This window comes from Methylobacterium brachiatum (assembly GCF_900113845.1).
GTDB classification, from domain to species: Bacteria; Pseudomonadota; Alphaproteobacteria; order Rhizobiales; family Beijerinckiaceae; genus Methylobacterium; species Methylobacterium brachiatum.
This window is the reverse complement of the sequence record NZ_FOQW01000003.1, coordinates 173,664-192,707: the sequence shown is the minus strand read 5'-3', so window position 1 is coordinate 192,707 and position 19,044 is coordinate 173,664. Positions and strand designations below refer to the sequence as shown.

At 71.8% G+C, this 19,044-nt stretch carries 11 protein-coding genes; 8 read left to right on the top strand and 3 right to left on the bottom strand.

Annotated elements, in window-relative coordinates; translation table 11 throughout:
* Window position 1 precedes the first annotated feature (1 nt).
* Window positions 2-1,528: a glycosyltransferase family 2 protein gene (locus tag BMZ47_RS03085; protein ID WP_091858520.1), complete on the bottom strand. Its 1,527-nt coding sequence runs from the start codon at window positions 1,526-1,528 to the stop codon at window positions 2-4.
* A 19-nt stretch (window positions 1,529-1,547) separates the two neighbouring features.
* Window positions 1,548-4,655, bottom strand: coding sequence for a rhamnan synthesis F family protein (locus BMZ47_RS03080; protein WP_091858517.1), 3,108 nt, complete (start codon window positions 4,653-4,655; stop codon window positions 1,548-1,550).
* A gap of 291 nt (window positions 4,656-4,946) precedes the next feature.
* Between BMZ47_RS03080 and BMZ47_RS03075 the strand changes: the two genes are divergently transcribed.
* From BMZ47_RS03075 to BMZ47_RS03035, 8 genes are all read left to right on the top strand, one after another.
* A complete protein-coding gene (locus BMZ47_RS03075) occupies window positions 4,947-5,951 on the top strand; it encodes an AAA family ATPase (RefSeq protein WP_039902257.1) in 1,005 nt (334 codons plus the stop codon).
* A gap of 2 nt (window positions 5,952-5,953) precedes the next feature.
* Window positions 5,954-6,865 (top strand): DUF58 domain-containing protein, encoded by a 912-nt coding sequence (locus BMZ47_RS03070; protein WP_091858514.1) that lies wholly within the window; start codon window positions 5,954-5,956, stop codon window positions 6,863-6,865.
* A 7-nt stretch (window positions 6,866-6,872) separates the two neighbouring features.
* Window positions 6,873-9,692, top strand: coding sequence for a DUF4159 domain-containing protein (locus BMZ47_RS03065; RefSeq protein ID WP_091858511.1), 2,820 nt, complete (start codon window positions 6,873-6,875; stop codon window positions 9,690-9,692).
* 310 nt (window positions 9,693-10,002) lie between these two features.
* Window positions 10,003-12,087, top strand: coding sequence for a hypothetical protein (locus BMZ47_RS03055; protein ID WP_091858504.1), 2,085 nt, complete (start codon window positions 10,003-10,005; stop codon window positions 12,085-12,087).
* Window positions 12,088-12,351: 264 nt separating this feature from the next.
* Window positions 12,352-14,253, top strand: coding sequence for an extracellular solute-binding protein (locus tag BMZ47_RS03050; protein WP_091858501.1), 1,902 nt, complete (start codon window positions 12,352-12,354; stop codon window positions 14,251-14,253).
* Window positions 14,254-14,288: 35 nt separating this feature from the next.
* Window positions 14,289-16,103, top strand: coding sequence for an extracellular solute-binding protein (locus BMZ47_RS03045; protein WP_167368991.1), 1,815 nt, complete (start codon window positions 14,289-14,291; stop codon window positions 16,101-16,103).
* A 4-nt stretch (window positions 16,104-16,107) separates the two neighbouring features.
* Window positions 16,108-17,211, top strand: a complete 1,104-nt coding sequence (locus BMZ47_RS03040; protein WP_091858495.1) for a microcin C ABC transporter permease YejB — start codon at window positions 16,108-16,110, stop codon at window positions 17,209-17,211.
* A 429-nt stretch (window positions 17,212-17,640) separates the two neighbouring features.
* Window positions 17,641-18,177, top strand: coding sequence for a DUF2059 domain-containing protein (locus BMZ47_RS03035; protein WP_091858492.1), 537 nt, complete (start codon window positions 17,641-17,643; stop codon window positions 18,175-18,177).
* A gap of 38 nt (window positions 18,178-18,215) precedes the next feature.
* Here the strand turns inward: BMZ47_RS03035 and BMZ47_RS03030 are convergent, their stop codons facing one another.
* Complete coding sequence (locus BMZ47_RS03030; RefSeq protein ID WP_091858491.1) at window positions 18,216-19,004, bottom strand: helix-turn-helix domain-containing protein; 789 nt, start codon at window positions 19,002-19,004, stop codon at window positions 18,216-18,218.
* Window positions 19,005-19,044: the final 40 nt, after the last annotated feature.

The window sequence follows — 19,044 nt, the reverse complement described above, 5'->3', positions numbered from 1 at the left end:
CTCAGGCTGGCCGGCGCTCGGTCACCCAGCGGGCGGCATCGGCCCGGGGGGCGACCACGTCGGTGTCGGTGCGCAGCTGCGGGCTGTAGGCCGGGTCGTCGGTGAGCACGTCGTGCCAGCGGCGCAGGAAGCTCGAGATCTGCGAGCCCGGGGCGAAGCTGGTCTGCCGGGAGGCGCTCTCGTGGTGCGCCATCTCGGCGAACGGCGTGTAGACGATGCGGTAGCCGAGCATCCGCAGCTTGAAGCACAGGTCGACGTCGTTGAAGTCGAGGGCGAAGCTCTCGTCGAAGCCGTTCACCGCCTCCAGCACCGCCTTGCGGGTGGCGAACAGGGCGCCGGTCACCGACGAGCAGTCGCGCTGCGCCAGCGCCCAGTCGCCGTAGGTCGGCTCGGCCGCGTCGCGGTTGTACCAGGGATGGGCGCAGACATCGAAGATGCCGCCGAACATGCCGGCATGCTGGATCTTGCCGCTCGGGAACAGCAGCCGCCCGCCGACGCCGCCGACGCCGCGGTCGAGCGCGAAGGTCAGGAGCGCCTCGATCCAGCCGGGGCGGCGCACCACGAGGTCGTCGTTCATCAGGATGACGAGGTCGGTCTCGGCGGCGCGCCAGAGGGTGTTCATCTTGGCCGCGTAGTTGAACGGCGCGCCCTCGGGCCGCGCGGTGAGCAGGCGCGTCACCGCGAACCGATCGGAGCGGCCCCGGTAGATCGCGTCGTCCGCCTTGTCGTCGCCGATCAGCACCCGGATCCGGTCGGCCGGGTAGCTGCTGCGGCCGAGGCTGTCGAGCAGGTTGACGATGTGGGGCTTTGCCCCGTCGATCGCGCGCCCATCCTCGCCCCGGGGCCGGCTCTGGTTGGTCGGCACCACCAGGGTCACGGGCGGGCGCGCATCCAGGCTGCGGCGGATCTCCAGCGTGTCCGGGGTCAGGCCGGGGGCGGTCCGCAGGGGGGAGCCCGAGCCCTGGAACCAGCGGTCGAGCACGTCGGCCCGGGCGGCGCGCTTCGCCTTCGGGCGGGCGAGCGGCGAGGCGATCAGCGTTTGCGGGATCCGGTCGATGCCGATGCCCGCCGCGATCGCGTCGAGCAGCAGCCGGAACCAGGCGGCGTTGCCGGTGCGCCGGCCGAAATCCGGGGTGAGGCTCGCCAGGGCCGAGACGCGGATCACCAGCGGGAAGCCGATGTAATCGTCGGCCATGAGCAGGGCCGGGTTGAAGGCCGGCTTGCAATGGACGCTGCGGACCTGGCCCGCGCCGTCCACCACGGCGTCGTCGCCGTAGAAGATGCCGATATCCGGCCGCTCGGCCATCGCGGCGAGGATCGGTTCGAACAGGTCCGGGTGCAGCTCGGACGCTGCCGGGGCCACGAACACCGCTCGGCAGGCAGGAAGCGCGCCGGCGGCGACCTGGCCGAGCTTGCGCTCGTCGATCGGGTGGAAGCGCTCGTCGAGGGGCAGCGGCAGGAGCGCGTCCGGCCAGGCGCGCGCGCTCCACGAGGCCGACGGGGCCGGGACCGGTTTTTTGTTCAGCACGGATCGCGTCTCCCGGGCGTCAAATGCGTTCGGCTGCGAGGAGCCGGCTGACGCTCGCCTCCATGGCGGCGGCCACCGCGCCGATCGACAGGCGCTCGCGGATCCGGGCGCGGGCGGCGGCGCCGATCCGCGCGGCGTCGCCGCCGGTCACCGCCCGGGCGGCGTCGGTGAGCGCGCGGGCGAGGTCGGCCTCGTCCACCTGGCCCCATTCGGCGCCGCGCAGATACGGCCCGTAGGTCTGGTCCAGGGCGGCGATCTCGGCCTTCACCGGGAAGCCACAGGTGGCGTCGAGGAAGTCGCGGCTGCCGCCGTAATCGGTGGCGACCACGACCTTGCCCATCTCCATCGCCTCGGCGATCGTCAGGCCGAAGCCTTCCGAGGAATGCGACGAGGCGTAGACCGCGCAGAGCTCGAACAGGGCGCCGAGCTCGTTCTGGGAGAGCGGCTGGTCGATCACCACCACGTCGCCGGTCTTGCCGACGAGGTCGAGCAGCTTCTTGCCCTCGTCGGGCAGGTCGAACACGTGCTTGGTCTTGAGCACGAGCTGCCAGCCGGATTGCGCCAGCCCCGCGGCCCGGAACGCCCGGATCAGCGCGTGCGGGTTCTTGCGGGCGAGGTAGCTCGACCCGTCAAAGGCGTAGAGAATGATCTTCTTCGCCGGGTCGATGGAGAACGCCTTGCGCAGGTTGGCCTTGGCGGCGGCGCTCGCCGGCTCACCGGGCTCGTTCTCGACCACGTAGGGCACGACATCGACCGGGATGTCGGTGATCTGGCGGAAGATCGCGGCGCAGAACTCGGTGGGCGCCCAGATCGCGTCGAGGCCGTCCACGGTGGGCAGCCAGCCCCCGGGCACGTGCGAGGTCTCCCAGACGAACAGCCCGATCTTGAGCCGCGCGCGCGCGGCGATGTCGAGCTGCCGCGCGCTCATCAGCGAGTGCCAGCTGTCGCCGTTGAAATGCACCAGGGCGACGTCCGGCGCCCCCGAGAAGGTCCGGGCCTGCCAGCCCGGCCCGACCCGGGCATGGACGTGGAACGACCGCTCCATCGGATGCACGTTCAGGGCGAAGGGCGCCCGGTGCAGCGCCCGCACGTAGCTGCGCGCCGCGACGCCGAGCCCGTTGGCGTAGTTCATCGGCGAGACGTAGGAGACCCGCAGCGGCCGCTCCGGTGCCTGGGGCCTGCGCAGGTCGGCCCAGATCTTGGGGCCGGGATAGGTGAAGGTCTGGTCGAGCCGGTCGAGGTCGAAGCCGCGCTCCTCGATCGCCGCGCGCACCGCCGCGCCGCCGATCGCGGCGTGCTCGCCCAGGAGCGAGCGCTTCACGAACGGGAAGCCCTGGCTGAGCATGTTCTCCCAGTCGAACAGGGTGCGGTTGTTGCGCGGGTCGTTGACCAGCGTCATGTGCTTGTTCTGGGCCGAGAACAGGCTGCGCACCCCGAGCCCGGCGGCCCGCATCCGCCCGGAGAAGGTCAGCTCGTACTCGGTGATGACGCTGTTCTTGTCCGGCCAGTTCGCCACCGCCTGGATGAAGTGGTTGAACGCGTAGGAGGACAGGCAGCGCTTCTTCAGGGCCAGGAAGAAGCTCTGGAGATGGTGACTGTAGTAGAAGTTGTCGGCGAGCCCGATCACCGCCTCCGGGTAGGACTCGATCTTCGCCAGCAGCCCGGCGAAGTCGCCGCTGTCGAGGGGCCCGACCAGGCTGTCGTTGGCGAGATACAGGGTCTCGGAATCGAGCAGGTCGTCGTCCTCCAGGAGGACATGCGCCCAGGCCGCGAAATCGAAGCCCGTGTTCTCGCGCAGGTAGGCCGAGGCGCAGAGCCTCAGGATCGCCTCCGGCACCACGGTCTTGTGCTGGTCGGCCGCGACGATCAGCACGATGTCGATGCCGTTCTCGGCAAACGCCCGCAGGTAGGGCTCGACATGGCCGCGGATGCGCCCCTCCGGCGCGTGGGTGATGAACAGGGCCGTGCGGCCGTGCCGGCGCGGCTCCCGCTTCAGGCAGGACAGGCGGGCATCCGCGGCCTCGGGCACCGCGGCGCCGGCGACCCGGCGGGTCAGGCGCCCCGCCTCCAGGCCGGTGGTGACGTAGTCGACCAGGGGATTGAGGCCGAGCGCGGCGACCTTCGGGTAGCGGGCGAGGTACCAGGGCGCGTCGAAGCGCGGCGACGGGCTCGTGCGCCGGCCGTTGTCGGCCAGGAAATGCGCGAGCGGGTTCGCCTCGGTCTCGTCGTCGGCGAGGTAGGTCTTGGTGTACCAGCGCGTGTCGAACCAGGGTCCGGGATCCAGCCCCTCCCGGGCGCCGTGCTCCAGGAAATGCACCAGCGGGTTGAGGCTGTCGGCCCGCACCACCGCCGATTGCGCCGCATACCAGTCGGGATCGAACAGGGGATGCGGGGCGTAGCGGCGATAGCCGCCGGCCATCACGTAATGCTCCAGGGGCTCGAGCCCGCTGGTCTCGGCCTCGGGGCAGCGCCCACGATAGAACTCGGCGTCGAAGATGCCCGAGCGGCGGATCAGATCGACATGCCGCGACAGCCCGGCGAATTCCTCGGGATTGCGCAGGTAGCCCTGCTTGCGGCCGGTCTCGTAGTAATGCGCCAGCGCGATGCCGCCGGCCTCCCGGGCATCCGGGTAGCGCGACCGGTACCAGGCGGAATCGAACAGCGGCGACGGGTCGGTGTCGGGGCTCTTCACGAAGTGGAAGAACGCCCGGGCGCGGGCGTCGGCACCGCCGAGATAGCGCTCCGCGTACCAGTCGGGGTCGAACAGCGGGTTTGGGGCGATGCCGGCATCGGCGCCGCGCTCGACATAGTGGATCAGCGGGTTCACGCCCTCGGCGCGCAGGCCCGGGACGGCGTCGAGATAGCGGTCGCCGTGGAACAAGGGCGACGGCCAGCGGCCCTCGCGCCCGCCATGGACCGCGTAGTGGACGACCGGGTCGATCCCCTCGCCGACGACATCGGGATAGCGCCTGGCGTACCAGGCCGGGTCGAACAGGCCGGAGGCCTTCACGGCCGCCACGAGATCCGCCTGGCGGGGCTCGTTCGTCCGCCGCCGCTTCAGGCGCCGGGCCAGCGGGCGCGTGAGGGACCGCGCGGGCCCGGCGACGAACACATCTCGAAGGCGCATGGTGTGTACCGGATACGCGGGAGGCCCGCTGTGCTGCCTACGCCGCAATCCGCGAGAGACATCAGGAGGTTCAGCCGGCCGCCCCGGCTCGCGCGCCTTCCTAATGGTCCGGCCGGCCCGCGCCAAGGGCCGTGTCGTGGGGCCGCCGCGCGGCGGCGTGAAACCCCGGTGTTCCGGGCGTCAAAACCGCGTGCGGCGATCCCGACCTTGCCAGCCTGGTGCGAACGGCCCCACATTGGCCGGATGACCGACGGGGTTCCCCGGAGCCCCGGACAGGAGACGGACAACCGCATGACGCAGGCGATCAGCCCGGCCACCAGCCTCGACGACGGCATCGTGGCGACCGCGGAGACCTGCCTCGCCGCGGTGGGTCAGGCGCGCGACGCGATCCACGGGGTGATCTTCGGGCAGGAGAAGGTCGTCGACCTCGCCCTGGTGACGATCCTGGCGGGCGGCCACGGCCTGCTCGTCGGCCTGCCGGGGCTCGCCAAGACCAAGCTCGTGGAGACGCTGGGCACCGTGCTCGGCCTCGATGCGCGGCGCGTGCAGTTCACCCCGGACCTGATGCCGTCCGACATCCTCGGCACCGAGATCCTCGAGGAGGATGCCGAGCGCCGACGGGCGTTCCGCTTCGTGCAGGGGCCGGTCTTCACCCAGCTGCTGATGGCCGACGAGATCAACCGGGCGAGCCCGCGGACGCAATCGGCCCTGCTCCAGGCGATGCAGGAGGGCCACGTCTCGGTGGCCGGCGCCCGCCACGACCTGCCGCGGCCGTTCCACGTGCTCGCCACCCAGAACCCGATCGAGCAGGAGGGCACCTATCCCCTGCCCGAGGCCCAGCTCGACCGCTTCCTGCTCGAGATCGACGTCGGCTATCCCGACCGCGCCGCCGAGCGCCGGATCCTGATCGAGACCACCGGCGTCGACGAGGTGCGCCCGCACGCGGTGATGTCCACCGAACAGCTGCTCACCGCCCAGCGCCTGGTGCGCCGGCTGCCCGTGGGCGAGGCCGTGGTCGAGGCGATCCTCGACCTCGTGCGCGCCGCCCGGCCCGACGGTGGCGATCCGCTCGTCAAGGACAAGCTGCTCTGGGGTCCCGGCCCCCGCGCCAGCCAGGCGCTGACGCTCGCCGCCCGCGCCCGGGCGCTGATCGAAGGCCGCGTCGCGCCTTCCGTGGCCGACGTGAAGGCCTTGGCCGAGCCGGTGCTCAAGCACCGGATGGCGCTCAGCTACACCGCCCGCGCCGACGGCGAGACCATCGAGGGCCTGATCGGCAAGCTCGCGGAGAAGCTTTAGCCTTGGTCGGGACACACGCCCTCGGCTCCGAACGGCGCACCCCCGGCAGGCGCGAGAGCGAGGGCGCGACCGCCCTGTCCGAAAAAATGCCCCGCCTCGTCCTGGAGGCGCGGCGGGTGTCGAGCCTGCTGGCCCATGGCCTGCACGGCCGGCGCCGGGCGGGGCCGGGCGAGAGTTTCTGGCAGTTCCGCCCCTTCGTCACCGGCGAGGCCGCCGCGCGGGTCGATTGGCGCCGCTCCGCCCGGGACGACCGGCTCTACGTGCGCGAGCGCGAATGGGAGGCGGCCCACAACATCTGGCTCTGGATCGACCGCTCCGCCTCGATGGGGTTCGCGTCGGATCTGGCCTCGGCCTCCAAGGTCGAGCGGGCCCTGGTCCTCGGGCTGGCGCTCGCCGACGCTTTCGTCGAGGGCGGCGAGCGGGTCGGGCTCCTGGGGCTGACCCGGGCCACCGCCTCGCGGGGCATCGTCGAGCGGATGATCCAGGCGCTGGTCGCCGACAAGGCCGGGTTGGAGCAGGATCTGCCGCCGCGGGCGAGCCCGGCCCGGTTCGACGAGGTGGTGCTGATCGGCGACTTCCTCACCGATCCCGACCGGATCGCGACCGCCGTGCAAAGCCTCGCCGGGCGGGGCAGCCGCGGCCATCTGCTGATGGTGGTCGATCCGATCGAGGAGACCTTCCCGTTCACCGGCCAGGCCGTGCTGCACGACCTCGAAGGCGGGCTCAACCTCGACATCGGCGATGCCGGCGCCTGGGGCGACCGCTACCGCGCCCGCATCGCCGAGCACCGCGCCGCCTTGCAGGGAATCGCCCGCCAGCAGGGCTGGACGCTCACCATCCACCGCACCGACCGCCCGGCGAGCGAGGCGGCCCTGCGGCTCGCCACGCTGATCGCCGCGCGCGGCCCGGAGTGAGGCCGCCATGCTGGGTCTGACCTTCGCGGCGCCCCTGGCGCTCGCCGCCCTGATCGGCTTGCCGGCCCTGTGGTTCCTGCTGCGGGTGACCCCGCCGCGCCCGCGCCGGATCGCGTTTCCGCCGCTCAAGCTCGTCGCCGACCTGATCCCGCAGCGGCAGACGCCGGCGCGCACCCCGCCCTGGCTGCTGCTCCTGCGCCTGCTCATCGCCGCCGCCCTGATCCTGGCCGTGGCCGGCCCGGTCTGGAACCCCGGCGGCGTCGGGGCCGGCGGCGGGCGCAGCGCGCTCCTCGTCCTCCTCGACAACGGCTTCCCGGCCGCCCACGATTGGCGCGACCGGCTGCGGGTCGCCAACGACGCGATCGAGGGCGCGGCCCGGGACGGACGGCCCGTGGCAGTGATCGGCCTCGCCGAGCCGGCCGCGGCCTTCGAGGCCAAGACCCCGGCCGCCGCCCTGGAGCGCCTGCGCGCCCTGGCGCCGCGCCCGATCCTGCCGACCCGCGACACGCATCTGGCCAGCATCGGCGCGTTCCTGGAGAAGAACCGCGGCGCCGGCCTCGTCTGGATCAGCGACGGCGTTGCCGGCGCCAGCGACGAGCGCTTCGCCAAGGGCCTGGCCGACCTTGTCGGCGGCAGCGGCGCCGCCCTGACCGTGCTGCGTGCCGACAGGCCGCCGGCCCTGGCGCTCACCGCCACCGAGACCGGCGGCACCCTCACGGCCCGGGCGCAGCGGGCGGCGCCGAACGGGCGCGACACCGGCGTGATCCGGGCCCTCGACCAGAAGGGCCTGCCGCTCGCCGAGCGCGATTTCGCCTTCGCGGGCGACGCCACCGAGGCCACGGCCGCCTTCGAGATGCCCGTGGAGCTGCGCAACAGCATCAGCCGCCTGGAGATCGCGGGCGAGCGCTCGGCCGGGGCCGTGGTGCTCCAGGACGAGCGCGGCAAGCGCCGCCGGGTCGGCCTCGTCTTCGGCGGCACCCTCGACCAGGCCCAGCCCCTGCTGGCGCCGACCTATTACCTCGCCCGGGCGCTCCAGCCCTTCGCGGACGTGCAGGAGGCGCGCGGCGCCAAGGGGACGGCGGAGTCGATCAACCAGCTCCTCGACAACCAGGTCTCGGTGCTGGTGCTGGCCGATGTCGGCGCGCTGGACGAGCGGACCACCGCCCGCGTCGAGAGTTTCGTGAAGGCCGGCGGCATGCTGCTGCGCTTCGCCGGGCCGCGGCTCGCCGCCGGCAACGACCCGCTGGTGCCGGTCCGCCTGCGCCGGGGCAACCGGACGCTGGGCGGCACCCTGTCCTGGGACAGCCCCAAGACCCTGGCACCGTTCCCGCCCGAGAGCCCCTTCGCCGGCCTGACCCCGCCGGCCGATATCGGCGTGCGCCGCCAGATCCTGGCCGAGCCGGACGGTGACCTACCGAACCGGACCTGGGCCTCCCTGCAGGACGGCACGCCGATCGTCACCGCGCAGAAGCGTGGCCAGGGCACGCTGGTGCTGTTCCACGTCACCGCCGACACGACCTGGTCGAACCTGCCGCTCTCGGGCCTGTTCATCGACATGCTCCGGCGCGTGGTCGGGCTCGCTGGCACCTCTGCGCCGCCCGCGGGTGAGGCCAATCGCGCCTCCGCCGTGGTGCTCGCCCCCCGGGCGACGCTGGACGGGTTCGGCGCCCTCGGCTCGCCCCCGGCCTCGGCCACCGCGGTGGCGGCCGACTATGCCGACCGGGGGAATGCCGAGCACCCGCCGGGCTTCTACGGGCCGGCCGATGGCGGCATCAGCGTCAACGCCCTGAAGCCCGACGACCGCCTGAAACCCCTCGATACCGCGGCGCTCGAGGGCGCCCGGATCGGAAGCCTCGCCGGAGCCGAGACCCTGGATTTGCGCCCGATCCTGTTCACCCTGGCGCTGCTGCTGCTCGCCCTCGACACCCTGGCGGGCCTGTGGCTCGGCGGCTTCCTGCGCCGCTCCGCCTGGGCGAGCCGCCTGCGCGGACGCCCGGCGGCGCTGGCCGTCTCGGGCCTCCTGCTGTTCGCCGCCCTGCCGGCGCAGCCCCTGCGCGCCGAGGAGCCCGCGCCCAACCGGCCGAACGGCATCGAATCGGCCCTGGTCACGCGGCTCGCCTACGTGATCACCGGCGACGCCGCCGTCGACGAGGCCAGCCGGACCGGGCTGACCGGCCTGACCCAGATGCTCGCCTCGCGCACCGCCCTCGAACCGGGCGAGCCCGCTGGGATCGACCCGGCCAAGGACGAGCTCGCCTTCTACCCGCTGATCTACTGGCCGATCGCGCCGTCCCGGCCCCAGCCCTCGGAGACGGCGATCCGCAAGATCGACGCGTTCATGCGCAACGGCGGCACGGTCCTGTTCGACACGCGCGACGCGCTCACCGCCCGCCCGGGCGGCCCGCCCTCCCCCGAGGCGGCCTACCTGCGCAAGATGCTGGCGACCCTCGAAGTGCCGGAGCTGGAGCCGGTGCCCCTCGACCACGTGCTGACCAAGGCGTTCTACCTGGTCGACAGCTTCCCCGGCCGCTACGCCACGGGCCAGACCTGGGTGGAGGCCCTGCCCCCCGCCGCGGAGGGCACTGAGCGCCGCCCGGCCCGGGCCGGCGACGGCGTCAGCCCGATCATCATCACCGGCAACGACCTCGCCGCCGCCTGGGCAGTGGGCCGCCGGGGCGAGCCGCTCTACCCGGTGGTCGGCGGCGACCAGCGCCAACGCGAGATGGCCTTCCGGGGCGGCGTGAACATCGTGGTCTACACGCTGACCGGAAACTACAAGGCGGACCAGGTCCACGTGCCCGCGCTGCTGGAGCGGCTGGGGCAGTGATTTTTTCGGACACCCAGCGAAGCACCGGTTCCCCTCCCCGCTCTGCGAATTGCGGGCGACATGAGTTCGATGCGCGGGCGCTGTTGCAGGCCGCGACGCGCCCCCTCTCCCGTGCGGGAGAGGGTTGGGGTGAGGGACCCGGTTTTTCCGGAACGGTCGCACCCCTCACCCTGTCCCTCTCCCGCACGGGAGAGGGGACCCGCGCTTTCCGCGCTCACGCCCCGGCGACTGCACCGGTCAAAACCTGCCAGGGCTGCAGCTCGGCCGGTGAAAGACGCCGTCACATCACGGAACCGGAGCGCTCCGCCCCATGCTGAGCCTCAGCTTCACCCCCCTCCTCCCCTGGCCGGTCCTGGCCGCCCTCGGGCTGATCGTTGTCGTCCTGGCTCTGCTCGCCTTCGTGGCCCGGGGCCGGACGGCGCTGCTGCGCGCCCTGGTGCTCGCCCTGGTTCTGGCGGCCCTCGCCAACCCCGCTCTGGTGCGCGAGGATCGCGAGCCCGTGAAGGACATCGCGGCGATCGTGGTCGATCGCTCCGGCTCGCAGGCGCTCGGCGACCGGCCGCAGATGACCGACGCGGTGCGGGCCGAGCTGCAGCGCCGCTTCGGCGCGCTCACCAATATCGAGCCGCGCTTCATCGACGTGCCCGACGCCAAGGACGGCGACGACGGCACCAAGCTGTTCACGGCGCTGGGCCAGGCTCTGGCCGACGTGCCGCCTGAGCGGCTCGCCGGCATCGTGATGCTCACCGACGGCGTGGTCCACGACATCCCGGCCGCGATGGCCCAGCTCGGCATCAAGGCGCCGCTCCACGTCCTGGTCACCGGCCATCCGGACGAGCGCGACCGGCAGATCAAGCTCCTGGAGGCGCCCCGCTTCGGCATCGTCGGCAAGGATCTCACGATCCGCGCCGAGGTGATGGAGCGCGGCGGCACCGGCCACGCCGTCGTCACCATCCGCCGCGACGGCGAGGAGATCGGCCGGCGCGACGTGGCCACCGACAAGCCGTTCGCGCTGACCACCCGGATCGAGCATGGCGGGCCGAACGTCGTCGAGATCGAGGTCGAGCCGCTGCCGGGCGAGCTCACCACGGTCAACAACCGCGCGGTGCTGCCGATCGAGGGCATCCGCGAGAAGCTGCGGGTGCTGCTGGTCTCCGGCGAGCCGCACCAGGGCGAGCGGACCTGGCGCAACCTCCTGAAGTCCGACGCCAACGTCGACCTCGTGCATTTCACCATCCTGCGCCCGCCCGAAAAGCAGGACGGCACGCCGATCTCAGAATTGTCGCTGATCGCGTTCCCGACCCGCGAGCTGTTCGTCCAGAAGATCAAGGACTTCGACCTGATCATCTTCGACCGCTACGCCAACCAGAGCGTGCTGCCGCAGGCCTATTTCGACAACATCGTCCGTTACGTCCGCGAGGGCGGGGCGCTGCTCGTCGCCGCCGGCCCCGAATATGCCGGGCCGGCGAGCCTGGCCCGCACGCGGCTGGCCGGCATCCTGCCGGGCGACCCGGACGGGCGCGTGGTCGAGCGCCCCTACAAGGCGACGCCGACCCAGGTGGGCCAGCGCCACCCGGTCACCCGCGACCTGCCGGGCTCGGATGCCAACCCGCCCGCCTGGGGCGACTGGCTGCGCATCGTCCAAGCTCGCACCCGGCCCGGCATCCAGCCAATCCTGTCCGGCGCGGAAGGGCTGCCGCTGCTCGCCCTGTCCCGGGAGGACAAGGGCCGCGTCGCGCTGCTCCTGTCCGACCATGCCTGGCTCTGGGCGCGGGGCTACCAGGAGGGCGGCCCCTATCTCGACCTGCTGCGCCGCCTGGCGCACTGGCTGATGAAGGAGCCGGCCCTCGAAGAGGAGGCCCTGCGGGCGCAGACCACCGGTCGCGGCCGGGAGGTCCGGGTCGAGCGCCAGACCATGGCCGAGCAGGTCGAGCCGGTCACCGTCACCGGCCCGACCGGCAAGGTGACGACGCTCACCCTCAAGCCCGGCGAGCCCGGCCTGTTCACCGCCGCCTTCGACGCGGAGACCCTGGGACTTCACACCCTGCGCTCGGGCAACCTCGTGGCCTTCGTCAGCGTCGGCCCGGCCAACCCGCGCGAGCTCGCCGACGTGTTCAGCGATACAGAGCGCCTGAAGGCGGTGGCGGAGGGCTCCGGCGGCTCGATCCGCCGGGTCGCGGATGCCGGCGGCACAACCCAGGTGCCGCGCCTCGCCACCGTGCGGAGCGGCCGGCTGGCCGGCGGCGACTGGATCGGCTTCCGCCCGAGCGACAGCGCCAACATCCGCGGCGTCGAGGTCTACCCGCTGGCGCTGGGCCTCGCCGCCCTGGCGGCCCTCGCGGCGGCCGTGCTCGCCATGTGGCTGGTCGAGGGACGCCGCGGGCGTGCGGCTTGAGTTTTTGTTCGAGTTGGGGGCTCGGCGGGGGGCGTTCTGGGCTCACCCGCATCCAACAGCCGCGACGCTTTCCCCCCTCCTCCGCGGGGGAGGGAATGGCGCGGATCCGGCCCGCCTCAAGAAGCCCCGTGCCGGGCGTCACGCCGCGTTCGCGCACCGACCGGCAACATGTGACCTCGACGCCCGGGCCACACCCGGCCTAAGACCCTTCGGACACCCCAATGCCCGCCCCGTGGGGTGCGATGACATGGAGATAGCCTGCCTGTGACTGGACGCCTCCTCGCCGCCACGCTCTGCATCGCCTGCCTCCAGTTCGCCCCCGCCCGCGCGCAGGAACCGGCCGCGAGCGCGGCCGCCACGGAGGCGACGATCCCGGCTGCCACCGGCCAGTGGACCCACGCCATCACGTTGATGGGCGAGCCGAAATACGGCCCGGGCTTCAAGCATTTCGACTATGCCGACCCGGCCGCGCCCAAGGGCGGGCTCGTCCGGCTGGGCATGCAGGGCGGGTTCGACAACTTCAACATGATCGTCTCCGGCCTGAAGGGCGATCTCGAGGGCGGCGTGCTGCAGCTCTACGATACGCTCATGACCGAATCCTCGGACGAGCCGTTCACCTCCTACGGCCTGCTGGCCGAGGCGGTGCGGGTCGCCCCCGATCTCGGTTCGGTGTCGTACCGCCTGCGCGACGAAGCCCGCTGGCATGACGGGAAGCCGATCACCCCCGAGGACGTGGTCTGGTCCTACGGCGTGCTGAAGGCCAACAGCCCGTTCTACGCCGCCTATTACCAGACCGTCGCCAAGGCCGAGGCGACCGGGCCGCACGAGGTGACCTTCACGTTCAGCGAGAAGGGCAACCGCGAGCTGCCGCAGGTGATTGGCCAGCTGCGGGTGCTGCCCAAGCACTGGTGGGAGGGCAAGGACGCCAGCGGCAAGCCGCGCAACCCCACCGAGACCACCCTGGAGCCGCCGCTCGGCTCCGGCCCCTATCGGCTGGCCAAGTTCGAGCCCGGCCGCAGCGTCACCTACACCCGCGTGCCGGATTATTGGGGCAAGGACCTGCCGGTGAATGTCGGGCGCTACAACTTCGACACCGAGCGCCACGAGTATTTTCGCGACGGCACCGTGCTGGTCGAGGCCCTGAAGGGCGACCTCTACGACTTCCGGTCCGAGAACATCGCCCGCAACTGGGCGACCGCCTACGACGACTTCCCGGCCGTGAAGGAGGGACGCCTGATCAAGGAGGCGTTCCCGGAGCGCGGCATGGGCATCATGCAGGCCTTCGCGTTCAACACCCGCCGGGACAAGTTCAAGGATCCGCGGGTGCGCCGGGCCTTCAACCTGGCGCTGAACTTCGAGGAGATGAACAAGAACCTGTTCTACGGCCTCTACAAGCGGATCGACTCCTACTTCTTCGGCTCGGAACTGGCCTCCTCGGGCCTGCCGGAGGGCCAGGAGAAGGCGATCCTAGAGAGCGTCAAGGACAAGATCCCGGCCTCGGTCTTCACCACGCCCTACGCCAACCCGGTCAACGACACCCCGGACGCCGTGCGCAAGAACCTGCGCGAGGCCGTGGGGCTGCTGCGCGAGGCCGGCTACGAGCTGCGCGGCGGCAAGATGGTCAACAAGGCGACCGGCGAGCCCCTGACCGTCGAGTTCCTGGAATTCCAGAACGCCTTCGAGCGGGTGATCCTGCCCTTCGCGGCGCAGCTGAAGCTCATCGGCATCGACGCCTCGATGCGGGTGATCGACGCCGCGCAGTACCAGAACCGGATCCGCGACTTCGACTTCGACATCACCACCAACGGCTGGGGCGAATCGCTCTCGCCGGGCAACGAGCAGCGGGAATTCTGGGGCTCGGCGGCGGCCGACAAGCCGGGCTCGCGCAACCTGATCGGGATCAAGGATCCCGGCATCGACGCCCTGATCGACAAGGTCATCTACGCCCATGACCGGGCCGGCGTGATCGCCGCCACCAAGGCCCTCGACCGGGTGCTGCTCGCCCACGAATACGTCGTGCCGCAATGGTCGGCGAGCGAGCAGCGGACCCTACGCTGGAACCGGTTCGGCCACCCCGCCGTGCTGCCGCGCTATGCCGGCTCCGGCTTCCCGACGACCTGGTGGTACGACGCGACGCGCGCCGCCAAGACCGGAGCCCCGCGGTGACCGGCCGGCCCTGGCGGCCGAGCCGGCGCGGCCTCATGTTGGGCGCCGGCGCCCTGGCGGCGGTCCGTCCCGCCCGGGCCGCAGGCGAGGAGCGCCACGGCCTGTCGAGCTTCGGCGAGCTGAAATACGGCCCCGGCTTCGAGCATTTCGACTACGTGAACCCGATCGCCCCGAAGGGCGGCCGGTTCTCGACCCAGCTCGCGAGCACGACCGGCAACCAGGCGCTCAACACCTTCAACACGCTCAACATCTACGTCCTGCGCGGCGACGGCGCAGCCGGGCTGGACCTGACCTTCGACAGCCTGATGGTCCGGGCGCTGGACGAGCCGGATTCGGTCTACGGGCTGGTGGCGCGCGCCGTGACGGTGAGCCCGGACGGCCTGACCTACACCTTCGCGCTTCGCCCGCAGGCCCGGTTTCACGACGGCTCGCGGCTGACCGCCCGGGACGCCGCCTTCAGCCTCAAGCTCCTGCGCGACAAGGGCCATCCCTCGATCTCCGAGGTGATCCGGCCGATGACCGACGCCCGGGCCGAGGGCGACGATACCCTGGTCGTCACCTTCGCGGAGGGCCGCGCCCGCGACCTGCCGCTGTTCGTGGCCCAGCTGCCGATCTTCTCCGCGACCTACTACGCCAACCGCGACTTCGAGGCCGCGAGCCTTGAGGCGCCGCTCGGCTCCGGTCCCTACCAGGTCGGCGCGGTCGATCCCGGCCGCTCGATCGGGCTCGACCGGGTGCCGGATTACTGGGCGGCCGACCTCGCCGTGACGGTCGGGCAGAACAATTTCGACGCGATCCGCTACGAGTACTTTCGTGATCGCACCGTGGCCTTCGAGGCGTTCAAGAGCGGCGCCTTCACGTTCCGCGAGGAATTCACCGCCCGGGTCTGGGCCACCGGCTACGACTTCCCCGCCGCCACCGAGGGGCGCGTCATCCGCCAGACCGTGCCGGATGCGCGGCCGAGCGGCACCCAGGGCTGGTGGATCAACACCCGCCGCGAGCCGTTCCGCGACCTGCGCATCCGCGAGGCGATCGGCCTGTGCTTCGACTTCGAATGGTCGAACCGCAACCTGATGTACGGCGCCTATACGCGCACCGCCTCGTTCTTCGAGAATTCCGACCTCAAGGCCACCGGCAAGCCCTCGGCCGAGGAGCTGGCCCTGCTGGAGCCGTTCAAGGACCTGCCGCCGGAGGTGTTCGGCGAGGCCTGGATGCCCCCGGTCTCGGACGGGTCCGGCCAGGACCGGGCGCTGCTCAAGCGTGCGGACGCGCTGCTGCGCGAGGCCGGCTGCACCCGCCAGGGCGGCGGCCTCCTGCTGCCGGGGGGCAAGCCCCTTTCCATCGAGTTCCTGGACGACGACCCGGTCTTCCAGGCGGTGACCCAGCCGTTCATCCGCAATCTCGGCCTGCTCGGGATCAAGGCGAGCCACCGCACCGTCGACCCGTCGCAGTACCAGGCGCGGGTCAACGATTTCGACTTCGACGTCACGTCCCGCCGCTTCTCCGGCGGCGTCACCCCGGGCACGGAGCTGCGCGAGCTCTACGGCTCCAAGGCGGCCGCCACCAAGGGCTCCAACAACCTCTCGGGCGTGGCCGACCCGGCCATCGACGCCCTGCTCACCGCCATCGCGGATGCCCGGTCCCGGGCCGCGCTGACCACCGCCTGCCGGGCCCTCGACCGGGTGCTTCGGGCCCGGCGCCTCTGGGTGCCGATGTGGTATTCCGGCGCCCACCGCCTCGCCCTGTGGGACATCTACGGCCGGCCCGCCAACCCGCCGAAATACGACCTCGGCGCCCCCGGCACCTGGTGGTACGAGGCCGACAAGGCCAAGCGGATCGGGCGGGACTGAGCCGATGCTCGGCTACATCCTGCGCCGCATCGGCCTGATGATCCCGACCCTGTTCGGGATCATGCTGATCACCTTCACGATCGTGCAATTCGCCCCCGGCGGCCCGGTGGAGCGGGTGCTGTCGCAGATGAAGGGCCAGGGCGACGGCACCCTGTCGCGGGTCACAGGCGGGGCGGGCGACCTCGGCGGCGGCGGCCGGGCGGCAGGCGGCGGCGAGGGCAATTCCCGCTACCGCGGCGCGCAGGGGCTGAGCCCCGACTTCATCGCCAAGCTGGAGAAGCAGTTCGGCTTCGACAAGCCGGCCCCGGAGCGCTTCGCCAAGATGCTCTGGGACTACGTGCGGTTCGATTTCGGCCGGAGCTATTTCCGCGACGTCACGGTCATCCAGCTGATCAAGGAGCGCCTGCCGGTCTCGATCTCGCTCGGCCTGTGGATGACGCTCCTCTCCTACGCAATCTCGATCCCGCTCGGCATCCGCAAGGCCGTCAAGGACGGCGAGCGCTTCGACCGCTGGACCTCCTTCGTGGTGATCATCGGTTACGCGATCCCGGGCTTCATGTTCGGGCTGATGCTGATCATCCTGTTCGCGGGCGGCTCGTTCTACCAGTGGTTCCCGCTGCGCGGCCTGACCAGCGAGGGCTGGGAGACCTTCTCCACTTGGCACAAGCTCACCGATTACGCCTGGCACCTGGCGCTGCCGCTCACCGCCCTGGTGATCGGCGCCTTCGCGACCTCGACCCTGCTCACCAAGAACTCGTTCCTCGACGAGATCCGCAAGCAATACGTGCTGACCGCCCGGATGAAGGGCCTGTCCGAGCGCCGCGTGCTCTACGGCCACGTCTTCCGCAACGCCATGCTGATCGTCATCGCCGGCTTCCCGGGCGCGTTCATCTCGGCCTTCTTCACCGGCTCGCTGCTGATCGAGACGATCTTCTCCCTGGACGGCCTCGGCGAGTTGTCGTTCCGGGCGATCGTCGGCCGCGACTACCCGGTGGTGTTCGCGACCCTCTACATCTTCTCCCTGCTCGGGCTGGCGGTGAACCTGCTCTCGGACCTGATCTACGTCTGGATCGACCCGCGGATCGACTTTTCGGCGCGGGCGACGTGAGGGCCGGACGCGTCCGGTTCCCGCCTTGGGCTTGCGGCAGGTGGAAGCTCCCACTCCACGGACATCCGGATCGCCCGCTCATCTTGCGGGGATGGGTGAGACCTCTCTGATCTGCGGGGAGACCTGCCCGGTCACCGAGCACGACTGCGCTCGGACGCGCGACATCCACCCCGTCATCCCGGGCATCGCGGCAGCGGGATGACGGGGTTTTTGTTCGAGCGGTCCCTGCGAAGAACCTGCGCCGTCGCGCGAGCGGAACAATCCGCTGCCCCCATCCGGAGCCCACGCCCCGGCCCCTGCCCGGGCCGGGTCCGCGTCGACCGATTGTCACCGCGCGGGCCCCACCGTCATTGATCCCGTTCACGATTGCGATAGCACTGCGCGGGCCGTGCAACGCTGAATCGTGCGGCGATCGTGATCGGAGCACCCATGCGTATCTCGACCCTCCTCGTCGGCCTCTGTCTCGGAACCGCGCTGCCCGGCGCCGTGCTGGCGCAGGCGCCCCAGAAACCCGCGCCGGCCGCGGCCCCGGATCCGGCCCTGCTGAAGGTCGCCCGGGAGACGGTCGCGCAGATGCAGGGGGATCGCGCCGCCACGCTCGGCTCGATGGCGGCCCCGATGGTCGGCATGATGCAGCAGATCGGCATCAAGGAGCCCGACAAGGCGCAGGTGCTGGTCCAGGAGGTCGTGATGCCGACCCTGTCCGAGCATTACGACGAGCTTCTCGACATCCAGGCCCGCGGCTTCGCCACGATCCTCGGCAAGGACGACCTGCAGGCGATCGCGGCGTTCTACGCCACGCCCACCGGCAAACGCCTCGCAGCCGCCCAGCCGCAGCTCGCCCAGATCCAGCTGGCCGGCATGCAGCAATGGATGCAGGCGGTGGCGCCCGAGATGCAGGCCAAGATCGTCAAGGCGGTCCAGGCCCATGGCTGGGGTCCGGGCGGCCAAGCCAAGCCGAAGTGACCGGCTGATCCGGTTCGACGGAGAACCGCGCGGGCGGCTTACGGCGTTCCCTCGCCGCCTAGCACCCGCGCCACCGTGCTGCGCAGAGCCTGTGCGCTCCGGTAGCCCACCGCCGCCGCCACGGCGCCGGGCGGGCGGCCCTCCGCGGCGAGCGCGAGCGCCCGGATCACCCGGGCCCGCGCCCGCCAGTCGCCGAAGCTGAGCCCGGTCTCGGTGCGGAACCGGCGGGTCAGCGTGCGCCGGCTCGCCCCGGCGCGGTCGGCCCAGGCATCGAGATCCTCCGCGGCGGCGGGATCCGCGATCAGGCCGAGGCAGACCCGGCGCAGGCGGGCATCCCGCGGCAGCGGCAGGGTGAGCGGCGTCTCGGGGGCGCGGCCGATCTCGTCGAGCACCAGGGCGGCGAGGTGGCCGCCACGGCCGGCCTCGTCGTACAGAACCGGCTCCTCCGCGAGGGCGGTCAGGGCCGAGGACAGGAGCGGCGAGACCGCGATCACCCGGCAGGACGCCGGAAACGCCGCCACGGCGGCGGGGTCGAGATAGGCCGTGCACAGGGCCACTGGCCCGTGGGTCACCGTGGCATGCGGCAGCCGGGGCGGGATCCAGAGGGCGTGCCCCTCCGGCACGACCCAGGTGCCGTCCTCGGCCGAAGCGCTCATCAGCCCCGCCGTCGCGTAGAGAAGCTGCGCCCGGACATGAAAATGCAGGCCCGTGCCGCTCCCGGCCGGCAGCGGCTTGCGCACGACCGCGACCGGCCGCGGCACATGCTGATAATCGGCCGCGGCGGTCGACCGCGGCGCCACCACCGATTTTGGCCCGTTCGCATACATATCCGGCCCGAATCCTCCATCGGGCCAGGGTATCAGGGGG